Below are 25,062 nucleotides of genomic sequence, written 5' to 3' on the forward strand. Positions count from 1 at the left end.
GGCGGGAGGGTGGCTTTTTGCCCTATGCCGCTGATTTTCAGGTATTTTGGCGCTCAGGGCTTCTCCTGAGCCGCTCTAACGAAAAACGCCCGGACAAAGCCGGGCGTTTCGTGTCGCGAGACGATGGTTTCGCAATCAGGCGATGGTCTTGCCGAAGGCGACCGCGGTGTCGGACATGCGGTTGGAGAAGCCCCACTCGTTGTCGTACCAGGACAGCACCGAAACGAAGTTGCCGTCCATGACTTTGGTCTGGTCGAGCGCCATGATCGAGGACCGCGGATCATGGTTGAAGTCGATCGAGACATTCGGATGATGGGTGACGCCGAGGATACCCTTGAGCTTGCCGTTGGAGGCGGCGATGACCGCTTCGTTGATTTCCTGGACGGTGGTCGAGCGCTTGGCGATGAACTTGAAATCGACGACAGAGACGTTCGGGGTCGGCACGCGGATCGAGATACCGTCGAGCTTGCCCTTGAGGTCGGGCAGGACGAGGCCGATCGCCTTGGCGGCACCGGTCGAGGTCGGGATCTGCGAGAGAGCGGCAGCGCGGGCGCGGTAGAGATCCTTGTGCATGGTGTCCAGCGTCGGCTGGTCGCCGGTGTAGGAATGGATCGTCGTCATCATGCCCTTCTCGATGCCGACGGTCTCGTGCAGGACCGCTGCCAGCGGCGCCAGGCAGTTGGTGGTGCACGACGCGTTCGAGATGATGATGTGGTCCTTGGTCAACTGGTCGTGGTTGATGCCGTAGACGACGGTGAGATCGGCACCGTCGGCAGGTGCGGAGACCAGCACGCGCTTGGCGCCGGCGGTCAGATGCGCGGCGGCCTTGTCGCGGGCGGTGAAGATGCCGGTGCATTCGAGCGCGATGTCGATGCCGAGCTCCTTCCACGGCAGCTGCGTTGGATCCTTGATCGCGGTGACCTTGAACTTTTCCTTGCCGACGGTGATCTGGTCGCCATCGACAGTCACTTCATGCGGGAAGCGGCCGTGCACGCTGTCGTAACGCAGCAGATGCGCGTTGGTCTCGACCGGGCCGAGATCGTTGACGGCGATGACATCGATATCCTTGCGGCCGGATTCGTGGATGGCGCGCAGGATGTTGCGGCCGATGCGGCCGAATCCGTTGATGGCTACTCTGACGGTCATTTTTCTCTCCCTGGGAGCTGGAAGGCTGACGATGGGTCCGCAGCTTCATAGCGGCGGACGGACAAAGAATCCAGCCGCAGCGACGTGGATTTAAATCGATTAGGTTGGGCCAGCCCCGCGAAACCGTCTTACCCGATTTCGCGGGGGCTTAGTTCTTTACTTAGCGTGCAGGCGGGTTTCCGCCGCCTTGGCAGCCGCTTCGGCGGTGATGCCGAAATGCGGATAAAGCTGTTCGATCGTGCCGGAAGCGCCGAAGCCGGTCATGCCGATGAAGATGCCGTCGGAACCGATCAGATGATCCCAGCCCTGGCGGATGCCCGCTTCGATCGCCATCTTGATGGGGGCGTTGCCGATCGTCTTCTTGCGGTAGTCGGCGCTCTGCTGGTCGAACAGTTCGAAGCAGGGAACCGAGACGACGCGGGTCGGATGGCCGTGTTTTTCCAGCAATTCACGGGCAGCAACCGCGATCTCGACCTCGGAGCCCGACGCAAAGATGGTCACTGCCGCTTCACCGCTGGCGGCGACGAGTTCGTAGGCGCCCTGGCGGCTGAGGTTCTTGGCGACGAATTCGGTACGCACCGTCGGCAGGTTCTGCCGGGTTAGCGCCAGCGTTGAAGGCGTCTTTTCAGACTCGATGGCCAGCTGCCAGCATTCGGCGGTTTCGACCGCGTCGGCCGGACGGAAGAAATTGTGGTTGGGGATGGCGCGCAATGCCGCCATGTGCTCGACCGGTTGGTGGGTCGGGCCGTCTTCGCCCAGACCAATGGAATCATGGGTCATGACGAAGATCGAGCGGATGCCCATCAGCGAGGCAAGCCGCATCGCCGGACGCGCATAGTCGGAGAAGCACAGGAAGGTGCCGCCATAGGCGATGAGGCCGCCGTGCAGCGTCAGGCCGTTGATCGCCGCGGCCATGCCATGCTCGCGGATGCCGTAGTGGACATAGCGCTGGCCGTAATCGTCGGCTGTGATGTTCTTGGTCTGGCTGGTCTTGGTGTTGTTGGAACCGGTCAGGTCGGCAGAACCGCTGATGGCCTCAGGCACCGCGCCGTTGATGACTTCCAGCGCCATCTCCGACGATTTGCGGGTGGCGACCTTCGGCTTGTCGGCCGCAAGCTTCTTCTTGTAGTCGGCGATGACGGCGTCGAAATTCGACGGCAGCTGGCCTGCGATGCGACGTTCGAATTCAGCCTTCAACTTGGCGTCGGCCTTGGCCAGGCGGCCTTCCCAGTCGGTGCGGGCCTTGACGCCGGTCTTGCCGGCGCCGCGCCAGGCGTCGAGGATATCGGCCGGAATCTCGAAGGGCGGTGAATCCCAGTTGAAGAACTTCCTCGCGCCGGCGATCTCGTCGGCGCCGAGCGGCGAACCGTGTGCCTTGTTGGTGCCGGCCTTGGTTGGTGCGCCGAAACCGATGGTCGTCTTGCAGGCGATCATCGTCGGCTTGTCGGAATGGCGGGCCGCCTCGATGGCGTAGGCGATGGCTTCTGGATCGGTGCCATCGATGTGACTGGCGTTCCAGCCCGAGGCCTGGAAACGGGCGACCTGGTCGGTGTTGTCGGCGAGCGAGACCGGACCGTCGATCGAGATGTTGTTGTTGTCCCAGAAGACGATCAGCTTGTTGAGCTTGAGATGGCCGGCAAGCGCGATGGCTTCCTGGGAAATGCCTTCCATGAGGCAGCCGTCGCCGGCCAGCACATAGGTGTAATGGTTGACGAGGTCGTTGCCGAAGGCGGCATTCATGATGCGCTCGCCAAGCGCGAAGCCGACCGAATTGGCGAGACCCTGGCCGAGCGGGCCGGTCGTCGTCTCGATGCCGGCGGCGTGGCCGTATTCGGGATGCCCCGCCGTCTTCGATCCCAGCTGGCGGAAGCTCTTGATCTGGTCGATCGTGATGTCCTCGTAGCCGGTGAGATAGAGCAGCGAATAGAGCAGCATCGAACCGTGGCCGGCCGACAGGATGAAGCGGTCGCGGTCGGCCCAGTGCGGGGCCTTGGCATCGTATTTCAGGAAGCGCGTGAACAGCACCGTGGCGATGTCGGCGCAGCCCATGGGCAGGCCGGGGTGGCCGGACTGGGCCTTCTCGACGGCATCCATGGAAAGAAAACGGATCGCATTGGCCATCCGGTCATGTTGTTCACGCGAGGTCATGCTTCCTCCAATATGGGGGGTTGGGGCCTTGGGAGAGCCCTTGAAAAGGGTGCGCGACACATAGCAGGCGCGGCTTTTTAGTCAACAAATCGGTGCGCTTTTGCCGGTCTCGTGATGGTGGTGTCCCGGTACATTAGCGTTAGCGGGGGACAGTCGCGAGAGCTTTGTTGACGTCGCCTTCACACGGCGCCTAATGTTTCCCAGATAACGCGTTCTGAATGCGAATGATTCGGTGATGGGCAGGGCACAGGACTAAGGCCATGACCGGGGAAACGACACTCAAGGAAGTCATCGCCAGGCTGGGTAAGGCCATCGAGGGGCTGGAAAACGCGGTCGCGGCCAAGCTCGAGCATGAGCGGGATTATTCCGAATCCGAAGCCGAGGTGCAGCGCATGAACGCCGACCGCTCGCGGCTGGCGCAGGAACTCGACAATTCCGAAGCCCGCGCCGAACGGCTGGAAGACGCCAACAAGGAAGTGTCGCGCCGACTGGTGACCGCCATGGAAACCATCCGCGCGGTGCTAGACAGGTAGGCTCATGGCACAAGTCACGGTTTCCATCGACGGCAAGCAATATCGGATGGCCTGCGACGAAGGCCAGGAAGAGCACCTGATCGATCTTGCCGAGCGCTTCGACCGCTATGTCTCGCATCTGAAGGATTCGTTTGGCGAGATCGGCGACCAGCGGCTGACCGTCATGGCGGGCATCATGGTCATGGACGAGCTGTCGGAACTGCAAAAACGCGTCAAGGGCATGGAAAGCGAAGTGCTGACGCTGCGCAAGACGCGCGACGACGCGCTGACCAAAGCCGACAAGAACGACAGCGTGCTGACCGGCGCGCTTGGCGCGCTCGCCCAGCGCATGGAAGACCTGGCGACGTCGCTGGCGGTGAAGAAAGCCTGAGCCGCAGAAAATCCTGTCGCCGACTGCCGGCAGGGGCGAAAAATTTTCGCCCGCCGATGGCAATGCCTACCCTCTGAGCGTTTGATCGATGCCGTCATGGTGCTAGGATCGATTGCCGGCGCCGGCCGGTATTTCACAAAGGGGTAGGGTCATGAGTGTTCGTATCAACGATATCGCGCCGGATTTCACGGCGGAGACCACGCAAGGCACGATCAACTTCCATGAATGGATCGGCGACGGCTGGGCTGTGCTGTTCAGCCATCCGAAGAATTTCACGCCGGTCTGCACCACCGAGCTCGGCACGATGGCCGGGCTGGAAGGCGAGTTCAAGAAACGCAACGTCAAGATCATCGGCATCTCGGTCGATCCGGTCGCGAGCCATGACAAGTGGCAGGCCGACATCAAGACGGCGACCGGCCAGACGGTGAATTATCCGCTGATCGGCGACAAGGAGCTCAAGGTCGCCAAGCTCTATGAGATGCTGCCGGCGGGCGCCGGCGAAACCTCGGAAGGGCGCACGCCGGCCGACAACGCCACGGTGCGCTCGGTCTACGTCATCGGTCCCGACAAGAAGATCAAGCTGGTGCTGACCTATCCGATGACCACCGGCCGCAATTTCGATGAGATCCTGCGCGTCATCGATTCCATCCAGCTGACGGCCAAGCACCAGGTGGCCACACCGGCGAACTGGAAGCAGGGCGAGGATGTCATCATCACCGCCGCCGTCTCCAACGAGGACGCGATCAAGCGTTTTGGCGCCTATGAGACGATCCTGCCGTATCTCAGGAAGACCAAGCAGCCTACCGCCTAGATTCAGGTGATGCCGGCCTGCAAATGGCGGTTTCCTGCGCTTCCGGTGCTCACGTACGAAAAGTACGCTCCGCTCCGGTTCTCGGAAGCCACCATTTTCGGCTCGGCCTGACCTGAATCTCGTCACGCCCTGGAGCGAGCGACAAAAAAACGGCGGCGCCAGATTCTGGCGCCGCCGTTTTGTTATTGCTTAATGCGCGGTGGCTTTACGCCGCCGGCTGTACCTCGATGGTGCGCAGTGCCTGCATCTGGCGCTTGGCCGCGGCCTTGACCGCGTCCTGCACCTTCTCGAAGGCGCGCACCTCGATCTGGCGCACGCGCTCGCGGCTGATATCGAACTCGGCCGACAGCTCTTCCAGCGTCAGCGGCTCCTCGGCGAGGCGGCGCGCCTCGAAGATGCGCCGTTCGCGCTCGTTGAGCACGGCAAGAGCGCCCGACAGCATGCCGCGCCGGTTTTCCAGCTCGTCCTGCTCGATCAGCATCTCTTCCTGGCTTTCGTGGTCGTCGACCAGCCAGTCCTGCCATTCGCCGGATTCGCCTTCGCTGGCGCGGATCGGCGCGTTGAGCGAAGCGTCGCCCGACAGGCGGCGGTTCATCGACACCACTTCGGCTTCCGACACGTTCAGCCTTGTCGCGATCTCGGTGATCTGGTCGGGCTTCAAATCGCCATCGTCGAGCGCCTGGATCTTGCCCTTCACCTTGCGCAGGTTGAAGAACAGGCGCTTCTGGTTGGCGGTTGTGCCCATCTTGACCAGGCTCCACGAGCGCAGGATGTACTCCTGGATCGAGGCCTTGATCCACCACATCGCGTATGTCGCGAGGCGGAAGCCGCGCTCGGGTTCGAATTTCTTGACGGCCTGCATCAGGCCGACATTGCCTTCCGAGATCACTTCACCGATCGGCAGGCCGTAGCCGCGATAGCCCATGGCGATTTTGGCAACGAGCCGAAGGTGGCTGGTGACGAGCTTGTGCGCAGCCGTGGTGTCCTCATGCTCGGCGTAACGCTTGGCGAGCATGTACTCTTCCTGCGGCTGCAGCATCGGAAAGCGGCGGATTTCTTCCAGGTAGCGGCTGAGGCCGCCTTCGCCGGAAACAATACTGGGTAATGACTGGGCCATGATAGCGCCCCCTCTCTCTTGGAGTGATGCCCCCGAAACGCGGCGGGCATGTGACGCGAACGCCAAAAGGCTCATCCGCGACAACGAATTCATATAGGAACAAAACCAGAAAAGACAGGCATTTGTTCAACACGAAACAGTGTGTCACGCCAAAGTGAACAATGCCGCTCAGGTTTTAGGAGACCGTTCAGAGTTTGCGAAAGCCGCCGACGAGTTCCTCCATGTCCCCCGGTATCGGCGCCTCGAACCTCATCGATAAATGGGTAGTGGGGTGGCGAAATGCAAGGAGGCGGGCATGCAAAGCCTGTCGTGGAAATGCCTTCACCAAGGCCTTCAACGGTTCGGGCAGCCGGTTGGCCTTGGTGCGAAAGGCTTGCCCATAATCGGGATCGCCGACGACGGGATGGCCGATATGCGCCATGTGGACGCGGATCTGGTGGGTGCGGCCGGTCTCCAGCCGGCATTCGACCATGCTCGCCGTGGCGAATTCCTGCTGCTGTTCGCCAAAACGCTCCAGCACGATGAAATGGGTGATGGCGTGGCGGGCGTCGTCGCGCCCCGCCGGCACCACGGCGCGGCGCACGCGGTCGGCGGCACGGCCTAGCGGCGCATCGACCTTTCCGGTCGGCCTCGTCGGTATGCCCCAGACCAGCGCCAGATAGGCGCGTTCGAGGTCGCCGGTCAGGCCGTGGTCGGCAAAGGCTTCCGACAACGCCTTGTGCGCGCGATCGGTCTTGGCGACGACCATGACGCCGCTGGTTTCCTTGTCGAGCCGGTGCACGATGCCTGGCCGCCTGACGCCGCCAATGCCGGAAAGACTGTCGCCGCAGTGATGGATCAGCGCGTTGACCAGTGTGCCGGTCCAGTTGCCGGCGCCGGGATGCACGACCAGCCCGGCCGGCTTGTTGATGACGATCAGCTCGGCGTCTTCGTAAAGCACATCCAGCGCGATCGCCTCGCCTTGCGGTTCGGCCGGCTCCGGTTCCGGCGTCACAACCGACACGCGCTCGCCGGCGGCCATCTTGCGCTTGGTCTCGTCGACCGGCTTGCCGTTGACGCTGACCGCGCCCTGCTTGATCAACATCTGCACCCGGCTGCGCGACATGTCCGGGCCGAGTTGGCCGGCCAGCCATTGGTCGAGCCGCTGGCCGGCCGCGTCAGCGCCTGCTTCCAGCGTGATCGGCGCGGGCTCTATGAATTGCTGGGTCTCTTCGCTATGAGCGCTCATCGAAAAAATTCCGGAATTTTGCCATGGCCAGGCCGCTTGCCGACGAAGACCAGGAAAAACCGCTCGACCCCGAGGTCGAAAGCGTGCGGAAGAAACTCCTGCGCTTCATGGCCATCAATCTCGGCCTGCTGTTGCTCGCCCTTATGGTGGTGATCGGCGCGCTTGTCTACAAAGCCCGCAATGCGCCTGCCGTCAGCCCGCCCCTGGCCGGTGACATCCAGGTGCCTGCCGGCGAGCCGCTGACCGGCGACATCGTGCTGCCGGTCGGCGCGAAAGTCGTCAGCCAGTCGGTGTCCGGCGACCGCATCTCGATCGACGCAGAGCTTGCGGACGGCGGCCGCACCATCTTTGTCTATGACATCAATGAGCGCCGCATCGTCGGCCGCTTTGCAATCCGCAACAAATAGCGGGCCGCAAATGCAGCAAACAAGTTTGCAGCAGATATGACCGGGTTTGCCGAGAGCCGTCGCATCGCCACCGTCACGCTCGTCGTCGCCGATTATGACGAGGCGATCGCCTGGTATGTCGGCAGGCTTGGCTTTGCGCTGACCGACGACATCGATCTCGGTGACGGCAAGCGCTGGGTGACGGTGACGCCGTCGACCGGACAAGGCGCGCGGCTGCTGCTGGCCGAGGCCGCGGACGATGTGCAGAAAAGCCGCATCGGCAACCAGACGGGCGGCCGGGTTTTCCTGTTCCTCGAAACCGACGACTTTGCCCGCGACCACGCAGCGATGCTCGAAAACGGCGTCGACTTCCATGAGACGCCGCGCCATGAGCCCTATGGCACGGTGGCGGTTTTCGCCGATCTCTACGGCAATCTCTGGGACCTGATCGAGCCGAAACGCCACGCCTGAAACGGTCCGGATTCCACGGGCAACCGATTGTCCGCAAGCCCCGTTGCTTTTTCCCAGCCGTCAGCCTATATCGCCGGTTCTTGAACGCGCCCATCGTCTAGCGGTCAGGACACCGCCCTCTCACGGCGGGAACAGGGGTTCGATTCCCCTTGGGCGTACCAAGCAAATCAATCACTTAGGCCGACTGGGTTGTAAACCGTCAAATAACGGTCAAATATGCCTTCCGTACGAGCCCCGTTTTGGCGCTTTGCGACAGCACCCGGCTACCAGCGCGGCTTCCGCGATAACACCATAGGCGTCGGCGATCTGTCTGTTAGCTTATGGGCGGCGGACTAGTTCCGCCAGGCCGGCGCCCTCCCCAATAGGCACCCCAACCCGCCCTTGCGGCGCCGGCCATCTCTCCCCTAGCGAAATCGTCAATCGCGCCCTTGCTGGGGCGAAGCTTGCGCTGCATCCTCGGCGCAACGCGAGGGGGCGCTAAGTATGGGCGAAAGGGCAAGGGTTGTGGTCGTCGCTGTCGTCGCACTCGGCCTTGTCTGGATCTTCAAGGGCCATGACAGGAGCCCGATCGCGTCCAGCGGCGCTGCCTCGGGCGTCAATGCCGGAGTCTACGAAGGCTGCGCCAAGATCAACGCGAAAGCCGTCCTTGCTTCATGGGATAGCATGATCGACAGCATTAGGCGCAGCGAGGCAACCGATTTCAGCGGCCCTCAAATGTTCGTCCAAGTCTCGACCGAAAGATGGAGTGCTGCCGGCCGTGACGGGCAACTGAGCATCGCGGTCGCTGCGTACTGCGATGTCGCCGATTCGCATGGCAAGGGCGTAGCCATCATAAAGGGAAGCCTTGATGAGAAACTCGGCGGCGTCGTTGACGGCAACTACATGAGCCAATGATCTTAAAGGGCTATCTCTTCGGCTTCGGCGTGATCTCCTCGATCTGCGTCTTTTACGCCGATCTCCTCGGGCTTCCGCGATCACGCCATACGCTAACGTCGTCCCGCAGTTCACAATACAACTACAAGCGGTCGATTCCTTAGGGATGTTAGCCGCCATCAGAGGTCCGTCGCGTGGGGGCACGCGGCGGACCTTTCATTGATGATCAGGGGACTATGTTTTCAGCGCCGTTAGCGGCGCGCTTATGCGCTACTCCACCCTTGGGTTGCGTCCTTCGGCCATTTGGTTGTGTTTCAGCTATATTAGCAGGAGCGTATATAGCAGTCAGCCGGCACCGCCGCCTGAGCCCCCCGGCTAGGCCCGGTATTTGCTGGCCCCCCCCGCTGGCGAGTGCCGGGCCGCTTCTGTCATCCCCGTCTTTGGCCTTGCCGTAGGCGTTCGGGCTGGTATCCGGCGTGTAGATCAGACCGACTCTCTTGCTGCCGCACTTGGCGCATTTGAGCTTTGGAATGAGGTCATCCGCCATGGCTGGCGCCTCTCGGCCGAAGCGGTCGCTCAGCTTCACTAGGTCGAGCTTTTGGCTATGGTTGCAGGGTGCATGATGGCAGTGCGCCGTCACCGCCATCTTGGCGTCGATCAACGTTTGGAACGTCCAGCCCTTGCCCATGCGTGCCAATATGTCCCCTGCGAGGCGTCACCTGTGTTCGTTTGCCCTGCTGACTTTACGCCTGAGCTGCTTATCCACCCAGTCCTGAATTGGTCGGTCGGGGTTGCGACTACGCCAAGAAGACGGCGCACCCCGATTTGAACCTACATGGAGTGCCAAATCTGTGAGCGACGGGAATGTCTTCTTGACCCCGTCGATTGTTGCGGTAATCGGAATCAAAACCCCGCTCGCCATTGCCGTTACTCTTCGCTGCTTTATGGCCGCGATTCAATTAGCTTGCGCTTAAATGGTTCCCCGAAATGAAAAACCCGCTAGGAGGTCGAGGGGGACCACTGGCGGGTCTCTTTGCCCGCGCGCTTGCGAGATCGACGCGGGCCGACCGCGACTGTGAAGCACCTGCGCGGCGAGAAAGACCTTCGGCTCTCATGGCTGCGGTTTACGCGACGACCCTTAGCCGACACCTTCCAGATTGACCGGCGCCGCAACCTCCTCGATGGTCTCCCACCGCCGCGACCGGGCGGACCGCAGCACCGCGTCCACCACGGCGTCGGCCGCAAGGCCATCTCGAAAGTTGGGCACAACCTTCTCTCCAGTGCGAAGGCCGCTAAGGAAGTCGGCGACCTGATGTACGAATGTGTGTTCGTAACCGATCTGGAGGCCCGGCACCCACCAGGCCTTCATGTATGGATGGTCGCTGTCGGACACGTGGATCGTACGCCAGCCGCGAAGGGCGCCTTCGTCATGGTGGCTGAAGTACTGAAGCCGGTGCAGGTCGTGCAAATCCCATGCGATCGAGCCGTGTTCGCCGTTCACTTCCAGCGTAAAAAGCGCCTTGTGGCCGCGCGCGAAGCGGGTCGCCTCGAAACTTGCGAGCGAGCCGTTGGCAAACCGGGCAAGGAAAAGGCCGGCGTCCTCCGCCGTGACGGCTTCGCGCTTGCCGCTCAGCGTATGCATGCGTTCACGGATGAAAACCTCGGTCATGCCGCACACCTCGGCAAACGGCCCGACGAGCCAAAGTGCCGCATCGATACAGTGGGCAAGCAGATCGCCCGTGACGCCGCTCCCTGAGCGGCTGGCGTCGAGCCGCCACGTACCCGGCCCGCCTTGTGGCAGATCCGCCGACATGGTCCAGTCCTGCAGGAACTTGAAGCGGCTGTGGAAGATCTGGCCGAGCCGCCCTTCCTCGACCATCTGCTTGGCCAGCGCCAGCGCGGGCACCCGCCGGTAATTATACCAGACCATATTGGCGACGCCCGCACGCTCCACCACCTCGACCATGCGCCGCGCCTCGGCGAGCGTGGTTCCGAGCGGTTTTTCGCACGCCACCATCTTACCGGCTTTCGCGGCGGCCATCGCTATCTCGGCATGGGTGTCATTCGGACTGGCGATGTCGATAAGATCGATGTCGTCGCGCTCGACCAGTTTGCGCCAATCGGTCACATGCGAGCCGAAACCCCATTGGGCGGCAAAATCCCGGGCCTTGGCTTCGTCGCGTGAGCAGACCGCCACCAATTCCGCACCCGCTTCCTCGGGAAAAAAGCGCCGCACCTGATGATAGGCATTAGAATGGGTACGGCCCATGAAGCCGGTGCCAACGAGCCCAACCCTCAAGCCCCGGTTTGACGGCACGTCATTCTCCCAAAACTCCCATGGCAACTATTTCGACGTCAACCATACTGCAACATGGGGCGTTTTCCCAAGGCTCGATAGTTTCAGCGTTGCTGACCTGCCAGACCCCAATCTGGTTACTCCAGACCCTTCCCGCTGGCTCACCGTCTTTTGTTTCAGGATTGCCAAAGTACCGAACGGCACAGTCCTTACACCGCCTGAAGTGCCGCTTTTTGGCGCCCCGTCAGGTTCAGAGGAAGCCCGCCTCAGCTAGTTCGCCCCCATCCGAGGCGGGCTGTAGAAGCTGTTAGAGGACAGCTTCCGGGCCTTGGCCACGGGGAGTAAACGCCAAGGCTGGATCAGAAACTACAGCATACGAAGGATGTTCCAGCCTGAACGCGCCACCGTGAAGAAGCGGGCTAAGCAGCGGCTAAACTTTTCCGTGGTGTCAATTGTCGCCGTCGACGCCTGCAGTGTACCGGCAACCGTTGTGCTCCCACGCGTCGCGCCCTTGGCTGCTCGATTCGGACCAGCCGAGGCTATGTTCCGCGTCGGATCCCTCTTCGTCGTCGCTGCTATCCCCTTCCCTGTCGTCGGAGCCGACGACTTCGGCGCCGCCTGCCAGATACGGTTCGAGATCCGGGGAGGGAAATCAGCCGCTCAATCTCATCTTCGATCGAGCGCCGGACGATCGGGTCCGATAGGCGAACGTGCGCGTTCACAGTCTTCCCCCCTTGATGTCTTGGTGGCTCTCAAGCGCCCGCGTCCCTGACCGGACCGAGCGCGTTCGCCAAGTGATCAGAAAGGCCCGCCAGGCGTGGAACAGGGGTTCGATTCCCCTTGGGCGCACCAAGCAAATCAATACCTTAGCTTTCTCACTGCCCCCGGCCCGGCGAGGCTCCGTGGCGGATCACGATGGCGTTGCGGTGCGTTCCTATCCCCGCAGGTGTGGCCTTAAGTCGCAAACGATTGGCTTCAGAAGCAGGGCGTCGGGGTTCACTGAAGGCGCAATCGACACCATATAACGATCCACAGCCTCCAAAACGAGAGAAGCTCGCCCGTACGCGGTCGTATTGCGGCCGTCAGCCGGCGTCGGCTTATGAACCAGGAACCTGAAAACCATCATGTCTAAAAAAATCGGACTAACTTCGAGAGACGTTCCCCTCATTCAGCTGGGCGTCTTTCAGTGCCGCTTCCCGGTGAGCGAAGACCGGTCAGTGCCCGGCGGGTACCGTTTTTGCGCGGGGCCGACTTCGCCGGATCGCGTGTACTGCGATCACCACCACACCATTGTGACCGCGGTGGACCCTCGTCGAGTCCGTCCGGCCCGTCCGGGTCTCCAGTTGGCTCAACGACGCGCCGCGTAGGTTACGTTTTGGTGTGTTGAGCCCTCCGCTCGTGGCGGTGGGCGTTGCTTCGTCGCCTATGGTGTTGTCCCCTCAAATCCAATCGGCGACCCCATTTCAGTCAACGAAGCGCGTCCTCTCAGACTTGAGGACGGCCTCAGCGAAGTCGGGCATTTCCAGACCCTGGCGCACCTGGGCCTCAAGAATCCGCTCGGCCGCCCTGACGGCGGCGAGCCGCGCCAGCACTGTCTTGGCCTCCAGGCGGGGCACCACGGCGACGCCATCGCGGTCGCCGACCAAAATGTCTCCCGGCGAGATCGTCACTCCTCCCAGCACCACCGGAAATCCGACGGTGCCCGGACCATTGCGCGCCGGCGAGTTCGCGATGACCCCGGCACAGTAGACCGGCAACCCGACCGCCTCGATTCCGACGACATCGCGGACGAGGCCGTCGGTGATGAAGCCTGCGAGCCCCTTGTTGCGCGCCATGCCGAGCACGAGATCCCCGGTTACCGCCGCACCGGCAAAGCTGTCGGTGGCCGCAACGATGATATCGCCACTTACGGCGACATCCAGCGCGCCAAACACCGCGAGATTGTCGGCGGGGCCGCAGTGACAGGTCACGGCGACGCCGACCAGCACAGCACCACTTGGCGTTAATGGCTTGATCGCATGGTGCAAGGCCCCGCGGCCGCCCATGGCGTCGACGATTTGGCTGACGGGCACGCCGGAAAAGGCACTGATGATTTCTGCTGCAGGCCGCTCGAAACGGCGCTTGATGGTGAGCAGCGGCGGGTCTTCAATCATGTGGCGGCCTCGTAGCCTGAAGGAACGCAAGACAGTCCGGCCCGAGGTCGCGCAGGCTCCGCGCCCCCATCAGCGCCATGACCCGGTCGATCTCTTTGCGATAGAGTTCGAGCACGTGTCGCACACCGTGCTGGCCGGCGACCGCGAGCCCCCACAATTGCGGCCGGCCGATCAGACAGCAGGCGGCGCCGAGCGCCAATGCCTTCACGACGTCCGAGCCTCGCCTGATGCCGCCGTCGACCAGCACCGGGATGCGACCGTCGACGGCCGCGACGATTGCCGGCAGCGCGTCCAGTGACGCGGCCGCGCCGTCGAGCTGGCGTCCGCCGTGATTGGAGACGATGACGCCGTCGATTCCGCGGGCCACGGCCTCGGTGGCTTCGGCGGGATGCAGGATGCCCTTCAGCAACAACGGTCCGGACCAAACAGTGCGCAGCCAGTCGACGTCGGCCCAGGAGAGCCCGGGGTCGAGCAGTGCGGCCATGCGGCCCGCCAGCGCACCGACCGTCGCCGTCTCGCCGGGGCGCGCGTAGTTGCCGAAGGTCAGTTTTGGAAGTCGGGTGCGCATACGCAGCAGCCACGCCGCCTTGGTGGCGGCAGCCAGCGTCCCGGCCACGCCGAAGCGCGGCGGGATAGCAAAACCGTTGCGGATGTCGCGTTCCCGGTGGCCAAGCATCTGATTGTCGATGGTGAGCACCAGCGCGTCGTAGCTTGAGGCACTTGCCCGATCCACCATTTCCCGGGTGAAGCCGCGATCGGTATAGACGAATACCTGCATCCACCGCGGGCTGGTTCCGGTGGCTGCTATGTCCTCCAGCGTGCAGACCGAGCCGTGGCTGGCGCAGTAGAATGTGCCAGCGGCCGCTGCGGCTCGGGCTGCCGCGCACTCACCGTCGGGCCAGAACAGGCCGGCCAGGCCGGTTGGCGCGATGCCGATCGGGACGGCAAGCTTCGCGCCAAAGAGGTCAAGAGAGATATCGCGTGTCGCCGCCCCGTTGAGCGGTCGCGGCAGAAGGGCAACCTCGTTGAAAGCCTGCTCGTTGCGGCGCAGCGTTCGCTCATCCTCGGCGCCGCCGTCGGCGAAGTCGAACACCGGACGCGGCAAAATCCGCCGTGCGGCGTCGCGGACCGCGCCCACGCTGTACAGGCGCTTCAGCACCGCCGGCGAAGCAGGCGATGCCGCAACGCCGGCACCGCCATTGACCTTAGCGCCTGTGTTCGGGGCGGTCGAGGAGTTGCTCACGGTTTCCTGCCGCCGATGCGACCGTGGTGCGTCGGTCCGCCGCCTCCTGTAACATGCATGCTGCAAAGAGTGCCCTGGAAGGAGGGGTCGCTGCCGGTCGCCAGCACGCCGGCATTTGTCACCCAAAGCGTCTCGCCGGAGAAAACGCAGTTGGTCGTTGCCTTGCCGCAGACGAAGAATCCCTCCGCCGTTCCGTCCGGCCTGAGCACATGAATGCCGTTGGCGGCAATATCCGTGACATAGAGGCGGCCGTCCGCACCGACCTTCAGCCCATCAGGGATCGGATTGGCCCCAGGCAAGCGGCCAAGGTCTTCGACGCAGCCATCCGGACGCTGGCGCTTGACGCGCCCTGTATAGGACTCACCCCAGACGATCGAGCCGTCGGCCTCGATCGCCACTCCGTTCGGGAAGGTTGGCTCGTCGAAGCCGATAGCGAGGTACGCATTGCCATCGGGGTTGACGGCAAAGATGTAGCTGGGGTCCGGATTGCCAGGGTTGTACGTGCCGGGATCGCTGAAGATGAGCCGGCCATCGGCGGCAAATACGAGATCGTTTGGACCATTGAGCCGAATGCCCGCAACTTCGGCCAGCAGGATTTCCGGCTTTCCGCCTTCGGCAACGCGCTGGATCGATGGCGTCGTCATCTCCGCGGCCCGCCAGGGTCCGGTCGTGCCGCCGTTCTGGCAGACATAGAGCAGGCCATCCGATCCGAGAACGCAGGCATTGGGCGCTCCCGCAACATAAGCGAACTGGCGAGCGGTTCCGTCAGGATCGATGGCGGTCAGCTGGCTGCGATAGCTTTCAACGATGACAACGCGCCCGTCAGGCAGCACAGTCGGGCCCTCGGGCCAGCCGAGGCCAGTCGCGACAAGCTCGACCGCCAGCTGTTCAACCTCGTTCATCGCGCGATCTCCAGACCGGCAGCCCTACCAAGATTTGTCTGATATAATCCAGCCGGACGATCTGGCGGTCATCCGGATCCGGCAAGTCGGGCGCTGCAGGATCTCAAAACATCGTGCTCGGATCGTCGCTTCTGGCGCAGCGCTGCCAATTGATTTAGCATCGCTTCAAAAGCCACGAGCCAAAGGCTCGGGACGGCGCGCAGAACGCCGGGGAACGGATCGGGAAAGCTGCCAGGCAGGCACATCGGCCGCGCATGACGTGGTTGGCGATGGCGTGCGGCCGCCAGAGATCGACGCTCGTCGCAAGGGACGAGGCAGGGAGGGAGACCAATGCAGAAACTGCAATCGCAGGGCGTCCATCACATCACGCTGGTCGGCGCCGGGCGCCAGACTTCGATCGATTTCTGGGAGGGCGTGCTGGGCATGCCGTTCATCTTCGAGCAGCCCAATCTCGACAAAGCCAAGGAGAGCCATCTCTATTTCGATCCGGGCGACGGAAGGCTGATCACCATCTTCACCGACGAGAGCCGCACTGCGGTCAAGCGGCGCACGCCGACCGATCCGGGTTGCGTCCACCACATCGCATTCTCGGTGTCGCGCGTCACCTTCCTGCAAGCGGTCGCCCGGCTCGACGAGCGCGCCATCAAGCACAGCGGCGTCAAGGATCGCGGCTTCATGGATTCGATCTATTTCGAGGATCCGCTCGGCCTGCTGATCGAGCTTGCCTCCTACCGCTTCGAGCCGCCGGCCGGCTTCACCCATGCCGACGTGCTGATGGAAGCGCACAAGATCCGCGTCGCGCGCGGCGATTACAACATTGCGGAAGTGCATCTCGCCGACGCGATCCAGGCGCTCGTCGAGCGCTCGCGCGCGACCTTGTCGGACGACCGGGCGGCGAAGAACCCATACTGACTACCAACAGAAAAGAGGGAGGACCACAATGGCAAAGACTGTGACCAAGAGTGCGAAGAAGCCCGCGGCCAAGGCAGCCGCCAAGCCGGCGGCGAAAGCGGCGAAACCTCCAGCCAAGGCAGCGGCAAAAGTTTCGGCGAAGCCAGTAGCGAAATCGGCCGCCAAGCCGGCGCCGAAAGCCAAGGCAAAATCGCCGAAAAAGCCGGCGCTGAAGCTCAGCATTCTGAAGCCGAGCGTCAACAACATGACCGTTCGGGTGTTTGCACGCGCGGCCGGGTTCGACGCTGCCGAGACCGACGCCTGGGGCCACACGCGCTCGCCCGAATATATGGCGCGCAACCCGGCGCATCTGACGCCGATGATCGAGGACAAGGGCCTGCCGCGCGGCGTGCTGTGGGAAAGCTGCGCCATCATGCAGTATCTCGCCAACAAGCATGGGCTGGAGAAGTTTTATCCCAAGGCGCCGGCCAAGCGGGCGATGGTCGACAGCGCCATGTTCTACCTGGTCGGCACGTTCTACCCCTATCTGGCGCGCGCCACCTATCCGGCGCTCGGCTTTGCGCAATATGCCGGCGAGGTCGGCCACAGCGACGCCCATCCGGATAAAAAATCGGAAGCTCAGAAGGCTGCCACGGCCGCGATTGCCGAGCCGCTGGAGGTCTTTCACAGCTTCTTCCGGGACGGCAAGCCGTTCATCGGCGGCAACAACCCGTCGATCGCCGACATCCGTCTGGCGGCGACGCTCGAGTTCCTGGCGGTCATCGATTACACGCTGCCCAAATGGGCGAAGGAGTATATGGCGGCGATCGAGAAGAAGCTTGGCAAGGCCTATGCCGAGCCGGCCGCCGATGTTCGCGGCTATATCGCCTATGTGAAATCGCAGGCCACGGCCGCAAGCTAAGGTTTCGTTAACCAAAGCCCTGTCTACTCAAGGGCAATTCACCTCCAACCTGTGACCACGGATGTACTGGCGCGGATGTCGAGGTGGAAGGAAAGGTCGGCCTTGCGCCGGCCTTTTTGTTTTTCGAGGGCTCTCGCCCTGGGTCAATGGTGCAGGCGTCTCGCATTGACATGCCGTTGCAGTTCCGGCGTCTCGAAGACGTAGTCGCTCCAGGCCGATTCCGGAATCTGGCCGGCCATATAGCATTCCAGCAGCAGGCTCTGCTCAGGCGTCAGGGGTCTCGGCGCCCGCTCATGGTCGAGTCCCAGCGAGTGGAACAGGTTTCTGGTCAGGCCAGAGACGGTGAAGTGAATAGACATCTTCGGTCTCCTTAGCACACACAACGCGAGCACACACAACGCGCAGGACCGGGCAAAGGTTTCAGCGGCAAGCGGCCGATGTTGCGGGATCGGGATCCATGGTGCCCCTCAGGCCGTGGCGCCGGGGCGACATGCATCGAGCTGCCTGGAACGCTCTTGCCGTCACGGCGTTGTGACAGGGATCAACCAGGAGCAATCGCCATGGTCACGTTCAGGGAAATGAAGGTGCAGGAGATTGTCGAAGACCAATCTCTGACCACCGATCAGAAAATCGCCAGGCTTCGCGACATCGAATCCGAGGCGCGCGGCTTGCAGCGGGCGGCGTCGGAAAGTTCGATGAGCGACGATGATGGCTGGCAGGATGAGCTGCGCCAGGTGCGTTTCGCGCTGGAGAAGCTCGGCGCCAAGGAGCCTAAAAAGGGCGCAGCGTCGCTTTGACTATCTCAACTGAAAGTCGGCCGGCTATTCGCAGACGACGCGATAGCGCTTGCCGGGTGCGCTGACGTCCTTGCAGGTCAGCGGCTTCGTTGGCTCGGCAGACAGGCTGGGCGGGTTGGAGACCCTCGTCAGGCGCCGTGCCGGCGGGGTGTCGCTGTGGGCCACCCATCGTCTCGGCTCCTGCGGCGGCACCGGAAAGACACCGGTTTGCGCCTGCAATTGGGTTGCTCGCGTCTGCGATGGATCCTGGTCCCAGAAACGCCTGACATCGAGCGGTCTGGGGATGACCACCGTCCCGTCATAGCTGCGCGCGCAACCACTGCCGAAAAGCAGCGTCACGCCCAGGAAACAAGGCAGAATCCGACCGAACATTAGCAATACCCCTTGGTAACTTATAACGCGGCTGCGGTCCCGCCGACAACCGGCCGAATTGACGCGTTGCAGTTGCCGTCTTTTGGATCAATGCAACCCGTTATGGTTAGCGGATCATTAATGCTTCTCGGGCACATTCCGTCGGCGAACCGCGGGGAGGGTTCGGCCTTGGTTTTCGGGGTGGGACGGGATGGCGGAAGCGGACGAAACAGTTGGGGCACGTGGCAAGCGCGGTGCCCGCAAGAAGGGTGTGCACGGCGACGATGCGCTCGCCGATCACATCGATTCGGCCGAGGCGCTGCGCCAGTTGGTCGAAGCGGGTGCCGACTGGGTCTGGGAGACCGACGCCGAGTTGCGCTTCTCCTGGGTTTCGGAAAACTACCAGGCCGCCACCGGCATCGATCCCGCGACCATTCTTGGCCGGTTCCGCTTCGATTTCCTCAAGCAGATGATGGACGGCAATCGCAATGCCGCCGCGCATCTCGAGGATTTGCAGGCGCATCGGCCGTTTCGGGATTTCGTCTATGAATTGCAGGGCGGCCGCCCCGACTGCCACTGGGTTGCGATCACCGGCTTTCCACGCTTCGATGCCGAGGCGAAATTTGCCGGCTATCGCGGCATTGGCCGCAATGTCACGGCGTTGGCCGATGCATTCGACCAGCTGAAGTCGACGCAGCAAGACAGTGATGCGCCGGCAGCTGGCGAGAATGCACAGCATCTGGCCGATCTCGAGCGGACCATGGACGCCATGCATATGGGCGTCGTGCTTCTGGACGCCCGGCTCGACACGCTGATCGTCAACAAGGCCTATCGCGACCTCTCCAGGATTCCGGAGGGCGCCGTGACCATTGGCGCTCCGTTCAGCCTGTTGATGGAATTGAACCGCCGCAACGGCATCTATGGCGATATCAACGAACAGGCGTGGCAGCGCTACCTCGCCAGCCGCATCGAGGAGATTCGCGCCGGCTCCGTCGCGCCGCGCGAGTTCCCGCACGCCGATGGCCGGACGATGATGTTCTCGGTGACGGCGCTGTCGGGAGGCAAGCGGCTGTTGACCTATTACGAGGTCACCGAGCTCAAGGCTCGCGATGCCGAGATCGTCAGCGCCAACGCCCGGACTGCTGAAACCTTCGCCAATCTGCGCACGATGGTCGACCAGATGCCGATCGGCGTCCTCGTCCTCGATGCCGACATGCGCGCCGAAGTCATCAATCGCGCCTTCTACGATTTCTGGGGGATCGACGCCCGGCGCGCCGAGATCGGCTGCAACTTCCGCGATCTAATGCAGGCCAGCCGCGACGTCGACCCCTATGGTTCCGACGATGCGACATGGCATCAGCATATGGTCGAGCGCGAGGCGGAGATCAGGGCGGGCACGGCCGGATCGAAGCAATTCCCGCGCAATGACGGCCGCACGCTGATCTCGTCGATGTCGCCGCTGGCCGGCGGCAAGCGGCTGATTTCCTATGTCGACGTCACCGAGATGAAGGACCGCGAGGCGGAACTGGCGGAAGCGCTGGAGAAATCGCGGCTGGCCGAGGCGGTGATCAACGGGGTCAAGGACCCGATCTTCGTCAAGGACGACAATCTGCGCTTCGTCTTCGTCAACGAGGCGTTCTCTTCGCTTTTCGGACAGACGCCGCAGGCGATGCTCGGCAAGCCCGGTGGCGATTTCGTGACGGCGGACGAAGTGGTGCTGTTCGAGGAAAGCGAAAAGCAGGTCCTGGCAAGCGGCAAACCCTACGAAGTGGAAGAGAACTTCGCATTTGCCGGCATCGGCCGCTCGCGCATCGTCAGGAAAAACCGCGTCTCGATGGCCAGCGGCCGCAATTATGTCGCCGGTTTCATTTTTGACATTTCCGACATGAAGCGCCGCGAGACGGAAGCCGAGGACGCACGCAAGAACCTCGCCACCGTGCTGGAATCGTTGCCGGCTGCCGTCATCATCTACGACCGCGACGACAAATTCGTCTTCGCCAACCGCAAGCTGCAGGATACGCTGCCGGCGCTGAAGCCGGCGTGGCACCCCGGCGGCACTTTTCGCGACGCGCTGAAGCTCGGCCATTCGGTGGGCTATTTCCGCCTCAGCGGCGACCCTCAGGTCGACAAACTGTATGACGGCGATCCCGAGCGCTGGCTCGACGCCATTCTCGCCCGCTACCGCTTGCCCAACTCGTCCTATGAGCGCCTCAATCCCGATGGCCGCTGGTACCAGGTCTACGACATGCGGACCGAGGACGGCACGTTCATCGGCGTGCGCGTCGACATCTCCGAAATCAAGAGTCGTGAAAAGGCGCTGCAGGAAAGCATGCGCCAGATCGACCTGTTCCGGCACGTGATGGACGAACTGCCGGTGGCCGCCTTCATCAAGGCCGAAGATCTCAGCATCGAATTCGTCAACAAGGCATGGTGCGCCTTGACCGGCATCCCCAAGGAAGAGGTCATCGGCCGCACCGACCGCCAGCTGTTCGGCGTCGACGATGCCGAAAGCTACAGCCATGACGACACCGAAGTCGTCGTCACCGGCCGCTTCCGCGAGGTCGAGGAGCCCGTGACCCATCGCGATGGCACGCTGCGGCAATTGATGACCCGCAAGAGCCGGCTGGTGGCGCTCGACGGGTCAGTTCATCTGGTCGGCTCCAGCACCGACATCACCGACGTCAAGGCGCGCGAACACGCGCTGCAGGAGAGCATGCGCGAGAACGAGGTGTTCCGCAACCTCATCGACAACGTGCCGGTGTCGATCTACGCCAAGCGCTCCGACCTCAGGCAATTCTATGTCAACAAGGGTTGGTGCGATCTCACCGGCCTGACCAGGGAAGATGCGATCGGCAAGACCGACATCGAGATTTTCGGTCAGGACGGCGAAGCCTTCGTCAATGGCGATCTTGCCGTGCTGCGTACCGGCGAGACACAGGAGATCGAGGAAACGGTGACGCTGGCCGACGGCAGCGTGCGCCACCAGTTCGCCCGCAAGGGCGCGATGATCGCGTCCGACGGCTCGCTCTATCTGATCGGGTCGACCACCGACATCACCGAGCTGAAGCTGCGCGAGGCCGAATTGCGCGAGGCGCGCCAGCGCGCCGTGCTTGCCGACCGTGCCAAGTCGGAATTCCTGGCCAATATGAGCCACGAGATCCGCACGCCGATGAACGGCGTGCTCGGCATGGCCGAACTTCTGGCCAAATCCGATCTCGACCCGAAGCAGAAGACGTTTACCGACATCATCGTCAAGTCGGGCAACGCGCTTTTGACCATCATCAACGATATCTTGGACTTCTCCAAGATCGACGCCGGCCAGCTGGTGCTCGACCCGGCGCCCTTCAACCTCCCCGAAGCGATCGAGGATGTGGCGACGCTGGTGTCGACACGCGCCAAGGAGAAGGACCTCGAGCTCATCGTGCGCATCGAGCCCGGCCTGGAAAGCCTGTTCATCGGCGATGTCGGCCGCATCCGGCAGATCGTCACCAATCTGGTCGGCAATGCGGTGAAGTTCACCGACGAAGGCCACGTGCTGGTCGACGTGACCGGGCAAAAGGTGGCGATGGGAACAAAGCTCACCATCTCGGTCACCGATACCGGCATCGGCATTCCGGAGGAGAAGCTGAAGCTGGTCTTCGAAAAATTCAGCCAGGTCGATACCTCGTCGACCAGACGCCACGAAGGCACCGGGCTCGGGCTCGCCATCACCTCGCGCCTGGTCGAGCTGATGGGCGGCGAGATCGGCGTCGAGAGCGCCGAAGGCAAGGGCTCGACCTTCTGGTTCACCGTGACATTGCCGAGGGCCGGGGAACAGACCGGGCGGCGGATCATGCCGGTCGACGTGACCGGCGCCCGGGTGCTGATCGTCGACGACAATGCCGTCAACCGGTCGATCCTGAGCGAGCAGATGGCGTCATGGACGTTCGATTCCTGCGCGGCCGAAAGCGGCGCCGAAGGGTTGAAGGTGCTCGTTGCCGCCGCTGCCTATGGCGTGCCGGTCGACTGCGTCGTGCTCGATTACCAGATGCCGGGAATGAGCGGCGCCGAAATGGCGCGCATCGTGCGCAACACCGCAGGTCTGGCCGATACGCCGATCATCATGCTGACATCGGTCGACCAGTCGCTCGCCAACACCAGCTATCGCGATCTCGGCATCGATGCGCAGCTGATCAAGCCGGCGCGGTCCTCGGTGCTTTTGGAAACGCTGGTCGCCACCATCCAGCGTCACCACCACCACACGACAGGCGACGGTGTGCTGCCGGCGGCAAGCCGTGGTTCCGGCATTTTGCAGCCGTCTTCGGCAAAGCAGCCACTCGCCGCATCGGAGCGGGCCTTGCTGCAGCCACCGCCGGTTCGCGCCCGCGCCCGGACGGCCGGGGATGAACGCAGGCTCGACATCCTGGTTGCCGAGGACAATGAAGTGAACCAGATGGTGTTCACCCAGATCATCGGCGAAACCGGCTACAGTTTCGAAATCGTCGGCAACGGCCGCAAGGCGCTCGACGCCTTCGGCAGGCTCAATCCGCGCATGATCCTGATGGATGTCTCGATGCCGGAGATGAGCGGGCTCGAAGCGACGGCCGCCATTCGCCGGCTGGAAGAGGAGTCGGGCACGCATATTCCGATCGTCGGCGTCACAGCGCACGCGCTGAAAGGCGATCGCGAACGTTGCCTGGAAGCCGGCATGGACGATTATCTGCCCAAGCCGATCAGCCCAAGGGCGCTGCTTGAAAAGGTCGAGCGCTGGGTCGGCACAGGCTCAGAAGTCCAGCGCAGCGCAGGATAGGCGCGCCATCGAGGCCGGTTTCGCCAGCAGCGGAGAAAGATCGCCGAAGATTCGGCGCCGCTCCTTGCGCGAAACACTATGGTGCGATCGCACCATACCAAAACAAGTCCGCAGCCGGGACAATGATCGCATAGAAATCCGCACCAGTTACGGGCGGGAGCAAGCGACCGCCGGCAAGAAACAGCGTCAATTCTACCCCAACGGACCCTGTTTTCGGTGATGGCTTGGCCAAGACACGCTCTGGCCACAGGCAACGCGCTCCCGCCCGGCTTTTCTTTCCCTGCGCTTGCCGCTGAGGAAGAAGCCGGCCGGAATCGCGCAAGTCCCTGATTTCGGCAGCAAACCGCGACCACATTGCCAAGGCTGGCCGGCCGCCATTTTCGGCACTCCCGTTCGACGTTACCGGGCTGACACGAAACTGTCATGCGACTGTAATAATCGGGGGCTATTGGCCTCAGCGGGCGCCGACAGACACTGGCGCCGAGAGACCATCTTCCGAACAGGAGCAGGCCACATGAAGAAATTCCTCCTCACGGCGTCGGCCGCGGCGCTTGCGCTGGCCGCGTCGTCCGGCTTCGCCGCCGCGCGCGACCAGATCCAGGTCGCCGGGTCGTCGACCGTGCTACCCTATGCCAAGATTGTCGCCGAGCAGTTCGGCGAAACCTTTACCAACTTCAAGACCCCGGTGGTCGAGTCCGGCGGCAGCGGCGCCGGCATCAAGGAATTCTGCAAGGGCGTCGGCGAAGACACGATCGATATCGCCAACTCCTCGCGCCCGATCAAGCCGGACGAGGTCAAGTCCTGCGCCGACGCCGGCGTGAAGGAAATCCAGGAAGTCCGCATCGGTTATGACGGCATCGTCTTCGCCACCGACATCAAGGGCCCGGACTGGGCGCTGGTTCCCGCCGACATCTACAAGGCGCTGGCCGCCAAGCTGGTCGTCGACGGCAAGCTGGTCGACAATCCGAACACCAAGTGGAGCCAGGTCAACCCGAAGCTGCCCGACTGGGACATCGCCGCCTACATTCCGGGTGAAAAGCACGGCACGCGTGAAGTGTTCGAGACCAAGCTTCTCGACGCCGGCTGCGACAAGGCCGCCATCAAGGCGACCGGCATCAGCGACGACAAGGAAGTCGGCAAGACCTGCATCGCCATCCGCAAGGACGGCAAGGCTATCGATATCGACGGCGACTATACCGAGACGCTCGCCCGCATCGACTCCAACAAGACCGGCGTCGGCGTGTTCGGCCTCGCCTTCTACGAAAACAACGCCGACAAGCTGAAGGTTGCGACCGTCAAGGGCATCGTGCCTTCGACCGCGACCATCGCCAGCGGCGAGTATCCGGTGTCGCGCCCGCTGTTCTTCTACGTGAAGAAGGCGCATCTCGGCGTCGTTCCCGGCCTCAAGGAATATGTCGAGTTCTTCCTTGACGACCAGATGGTCGGCCCGGAAAGCCCGCTCGCCGAATACGGCCTCGTTGCGGCTCCCGACGCAGAGCGTCAGGCCCAGCGTGACGCATTCGCCGCCGGGAAGACGATGTAATCAGCTACCGAACCAGGGCGCGGGCCAAGTCCGCGCCCTGGTTTCGTCGCCTGCCGCAATGGCGGCGGCGCTTTGAATTTTCCTTGGGGTGG

General features: G+C 62.8%; 21 protein-coding genes and 1 tRNA gene. 12 read left to right on the top strand and 10 right to left on the bottom strand.

Features of this window, described 5'->3' with window-relative positions; genetic code table 11:
- Positions 1 to 135 precede the first annotated feature (135 nt).
- Positions 136 to 1,146 carry a type I glyceraldehyde-3-phosphate dehydrogenase gene (gene gap, locus AC1D0N_RS18365; protein WP_477246314.1) on the bottom strand — a complete coding sequence of 337 codons (1,011 nt, stop codon included), beginning with the start codon at positions 1,144 to 1,146 and terminating at the stop codon, positions 136 to 138.
- Positions 1,147 to 1,302: 156 nt separating this feature from the next.
- Entirely contained in the window at positions 1,303 to 3,294 is a 1,992-nt protein-coding gene (tkt, locus tag AC1D0N_RS18370; protein WP_477246316.1) for a transketolase, read from the bottom strand.
- A gap of 260 nt (positions 3,295 to 3,554) precedes the next feature.
- On the opposite strand from tkt, the gene AC1D0N_RS18375 reads away from it, so the two are divergent.
- The 3 genes from AC1D0N_RS18375 to AC1D0N_RS18385 all read left to right on the top strand — a co-directional run bounded on the left by AC1D0N_RS18375 (position 3,555) and on the right by AC1D0N_RS18385 (position 5,008).
- A complete protein-coding gene (locus tag AC1D0N_RS18375; RefSeq protein ID WP_477246318.1) occupies positions 3,555 to 3,827 on the top strand; it encodes a DUF4164 domain-containing protein in 273 nt (90 codons plus the stop codon).
- Positions 3,828 to 3,831: 4 nt separating this feature from the next.
- Positions 3,832 to 4,197 carry a cell division protein ZapA gene (locus AC1D0N_RS18380; protein ID WP_258606986.1) on the top strand — a complete coding sequence of 122 codons (366 nt, stop codon included), beginning with the start codon at positions 3,832 to 3,834 and terminating at the stop codon, positions 4,195 to 4,197.
- Between the two features lie 151 nt (positions 4,198 to 4,348).
- Positions 4,349 to 5,008 (top strand): peroxiredoxin, encoded by a 660-nt coding sequence (locus AC1D0N_RS18385; RefSeq protein WP_477246320.1) that lies wholly within the window; start codon positions 4,349 to 4,351, stop codon positions 5,006 to 5,008.
- A gap of 205 nt (positions 5,009 to 5,213) precedes the next feature.
- Here the strand turns inward: AC1D0N_RS18385 and rpoH are convergent, their stop codons facing one another.
- Both rpoH and AC1D0N_RS18395 read right to left on the bottom strand, forming a co-directional pair.
- Positions 5,214 to 6,125, bottom strand: a complete 912-nt coding sequence (gene rpoH / locus AC1D0N_RS18390) for an RNA polymerase sigma factor RpoH (RefSeq protein WP_477246322.1) — start codon at positions 6,123 to 6,125, stop codon at positions 5,214 to 5,216.
- 187 nt (positions 6,126 to 6,312) lie between these two features.
- Entirely contained in the window at positions 6,313 to 7,353 is a 1,041-nt protein-coding gene (locus tag AC1D0N_RS18395) for an RluA family pseudouridine synthase (RefSeq protein WP_477246324.1), read from the bottom strand.
- Positions 7,354 to 7,376: 23 nt separating this feature from the next.
- Between AC1D0N_RS18395 and AC1D0N_RS18400 the strand changes: the two genes are divergently transcribed.
- From AC1D0N_RS18400 to AC1D0N_RS18415, 4 genes are all read left to right on the top strand, one after another.
- On the top strand, positions 7,377 to 7,760 hold the full coding sequence (locus AC1D0N_RS18400) for a fimbrial protein (protein WP_477246326.1): 384 nt from the start codon (positions 7,377 to 7,379) through the stop codon (positions 7,758 to 7,760).
- 36 nt (positions 7,761 to 7,796) lie between these two features.
- Entirely contained in the window at positions 7,797 to 8,210 is a 414-nt protein-coding gene (locus AC1D0N_RS18405; RefSeq protein ID WP_477246327.1) for a VOC family protein, read from the top strand.
- 86 nt (positions 8,211 to 8,296) lie between these two features.
- Positions 8,297 to 8,371, top strand: a tRNA-Glu gene (locus AC1D0N_RS18410).
- 322 nt (positions 8,372 to 8,693) lie between these two features.
- On the top strand, positions 8,694 to 9,104 hold the full coding sequence (locus tag AC1D0N_RS18415) for a hypothetical protein (protein ID WP_477246329.1): 411 nt from the start codon (positions 8,694 to 8,696) through the stop codon (positions 9,102 to 9,104).
- 1,117 nt (positions 9,105 to 10,221) lie between these two features.
- Here the strand turns inward: AC1D0N_RS18415 and AC1D0N_RS18420 are convergent.
- The 4 genes from AC1D0N_RS18420 to AC1D0N_RS18435 all read right to left on the bottom strand — a co-directional run bounded on the left by AC1D0N_RS18420 (position 10,222) and on the right by AC1D0N_RS18435 (position 15,677).
- Positions 10,222 to 11,400: a Gfo/Idh/MocA family protein gene (locus AC1D0N_RS18420; protein ID WP_477246331.1), complete on the bottom strand. Its 1,179-nt coding sequence runs from the start codon at positions 11,398 to 11,400 to the stop codon at positions 10,222 to 10,224.
- Between the two features lie 1,442 nt (positions 11,401 to 12,842).
- Positions 12,843 to 13,532 (bottom strand): RraA family protein, encoded by a 690-nt coding sequence (locus tag AC1D0N_RS18425; RefSeq protein WP_477246332.1) that lies wholly within the window; start codon positions 13,530 to 13,532, stop codon positions 12,843 to 12,845.
- A complete protein-coding gene (locus tag AC1D0N_RS18430) occupies positions 13,525 to 14,775 on the bottom strand; it encodes an alpha-hydroxy acid oxidase (protein WP_477246334.1) in 1,251 nt (416 codons plus the stop codon). The genes AC1D0N_RS18425 and AC1D0N_RS18430 overlap by 8 nt, the downstream gene beginning before the upstream one ends.
- Positions 14,772 to 15,677 carry an SMP-30/gluconolactonase/LRE family protein gene (locus AC1D0N_RS18435; protein WP_477246335.1) on the bottom strand — a complete coding sequence of 302 codons (906 nt, stop codon included), beginning with the start codon at positions 15,675 to 15,677 and terminating at the stop codon, positions 14,772 to 14,774. Before AC1D0N_RS18435 ends, AC1D0N_RS18430 begins: the two co-directional genes overlap by 4 nt.
- Positions 15,678 to 16,007: 330 nt before the next feature.
- On the opposite strand from AC1D0N_RS18435, the gene AC1D0N_RS18440 reads away from it, so the two are divergent.
- Both AC1D0N_RS18440 and AC1D0N_RS18445 read left to right on the top strand, forming a co-directional pair.
- Complete coding sequence (locus tag AC1D0N_RS18440; protein WP_477246337.1) at positions 16,008 to 16,589, top strand: VOC family protein; 582 nt, start codon at positions 16,008 to 16,010, stop codon at positions 16,587 to 16,589.
- 28 nt (positions 16,590 to 16,617) lie between these two features.
- A complete protein-coding gene (locus AC1D0N_RS18445) occupies positions 16,618 to 17,490 on the top strand; it encodes a glutathione S-transferase family protein (RefSeq protein ID WP_477246339.1) in 873 nt (290 codons plus the stop codon).
- A gap of 143 nt (positions 17,491 to 17,633) precedes the next feature.
- Here the strand turns inward: AC1D0N_RS18445 and AC1D0N_RS18450 are convergent, their stop codons facing one another.
- Positions 17,634 to 17,849, bottom strand: coding sequence for a hypothetical protein (locus AC1D0N_RS18450; protein WP_477246341.1), 216 nt, complete (start codon positions 17,847 to 17,849; stop codon positions 17,634 to 17,636).
- Between the two features lie 201 nt (positions 17,850 to 18,050).
- Between AC1D0N_RS18450 and AC1D0N_RS18455 the strand changes: the two genes are divergently transcribed.
- The gene (locus tag AC1D0N_RS18455; RefSeq protein ID WP_477246343.1) at positions 18,051 to 18,287 is read left to right on the top strand and encodes a hypothetical protein; all 237 of its coding nucleotides are present in this window, start codon (positions 18,051 to 18,053) and stop codon (positions 18,285 to 18,287) included.
- Between the two features lie 24 nt (positions 18,288 to 18,311).
- On the opposite strand, the gene AC1D0N_RS18460 is transcribed toward AC1D0N_RS18455, so the two are convergent.
- Entirely contained in the window at positions 18,312 to 18,659 is a 348-nt protein-coding gene (locus tag AC1D0N_RS18460) for a hypothetical protein (protein WP_477246345.1), read from the bottom strand.
- Positions 18,660 to 18,849: 190 nt separating this feature from the next.
- Here AC1D0N_RS18460 and AC1D0N_RS18465 point away from each other — a divergent pair, with 190 nt between their 5' ends.
- Both AC1D0N_RS18465 and AC1D0N_RS18470 read left to right on the top strand, forming a co-directional pair.
- Positions 18,850 to 23,427, top strand: a complete 4,578-nt coding sequence (locus AC1D0N_RS18465) for a PAS domain-containing protein (RefSeq protein WP_477246347.1) — start codon at positions 18,850 to 18,852, stop codon at positions 23,425 to 23,427.
- 514 nt (positions 23,428 to 23,941) lie between these two features.
- Entirely contained in the window at positions 23,942 to 24,970 is a 1,029-nt protein-coding gene (locus tag AC1D0N_RS18470; RefSeq protein WP_477246349.1) for a substrate-binding domain-containing protein, read from the top strand.
- Positions 24,971 to 25,062 lie beyond the last annotated feature (92 nt).

The sequence above is a fragment of the Mesorhizobium sp. P2_E10 genome (assembly GCF_056404235.1).